This is a genomic window from Corynebacterium marquesiae (assembly GCF_030229635.1).
Classification (GTDB): domain Bacteria; phylum Actinomycetota; class Actinomycetes; order Mycobacteriales; family Mycobacteriaceae; genus Corynebacterium; species Corynebacterium marquesiae.
In genome coordinates this window covers 1-1,075 of sequence record NZ_JASPII010000038.1, presented here as the reverse complement: position 1 = coordinate 1,075, position 1,075 = coordinate 1, and the positions used below count along the sequence as shown (strand labels likewise).

Annotated in this window: 1 protein-coding gene; it reads left to right on the top strand. The window is 50.6% G+C overall.

Annotated elements, in window-relative coordinates; translation table 11 throughout:
* The first annotated feature begins 324 nt into the window (after positions 1-324).
* Entirely contained in the window at positions 325-774 is a 450-nt protein-coding gene (locus tag QP971_RS11265; RefSeq protein WP_284811938.1) for a hypothetical protein, read from the top strand.
* The last annotated feature ends 301 nt before the right edge of the window (positions 775-1,075 follow it).

Here is a 1,075-nt window from a genome sequence, read left to right as displayed (position 1 = left end):
GATGGTACTGCAACCGGGAGGTTGTGGGAGAGTAAGTCACCGCCGACACCAAACAACAAAACACAACAAAATACAGAGAGATTAAAGCCGTAGAAGACAGCGCACACTACAAAGTGGGGGCGTCTCCTACGGCTTTATTCGTGGTTTTACTGCTATTGTCCGGAAAGCCAACTTTTGGATTGTTTAGAATCAATCGGACATGATAGATAAACTACCCTGAACGGTAGTTCGCCCTAGACGTCAGTTCAGTATGATGCCTCGAACGGCAAACTTTTTCGTTGCATCTTCGCTACACTTACCTACTCGATAGTTTGGGGGAAGCTTATGTGGTTCGATGGCTATCATCGGCAATTTGGAAAGCGCCTGGAAGAGTTTCAGGCGGTTGCGATTCCCGCTATGCTCGCGGACCTCTCGCCGGGGCAGGAAGAACAGGTCACCCAGGGTGCCAAAGAATTTCCGTTCGACGCGGTGCTAGACGTCTTAAACTCCAAGCACAGCTACGAAGACAAGGTTTCCCGACTACTGGTTATCAGCGGTACATGGATGAATGCTGCTTCTGGTAGCCAGTGGGCACTAAGCCCATTGAGCAGCACAGCATACTCTGAACGGGTAGGCATAGGCGTTAGATGGGGTGAGATTGCATTCTCGCCATTACTGAATATTGCAGAGAACCTTATTGATACCTATCCGACTTGGCCCGGTGTGCTCAGGGAATTCGCTCAGAATCAAGAAGATGCCCGTGATTATTTCTCGCAGCGACTTAAGGAGATTTAGCGGTGTCTGACTTCTTTTCTGATAGATCGCTAGATGTTTCTGGAACTAGGGTCTTATTCGGTATCGGCGCTGCGCTGTCGGGCTCTTTGCTCCTGTCTATTTGGTGTGAAGGTGGCAGTGAGGGCTGGTGGGCCGTTGCGACAGGCGTGGTTTTGATTGCGTTTGCGGTGGTGCTTCTCTGTTGGGCTGCGTTGAGGAAGTCATGGCGTCGTCAAGCGCTGTGGTGAAGTGCCCCGGGTTTTGTTCCTAGGCATTTGCCTTGATTTCTATTATTGCTTGCGGCGGGTGCTGGTCCCAAAAT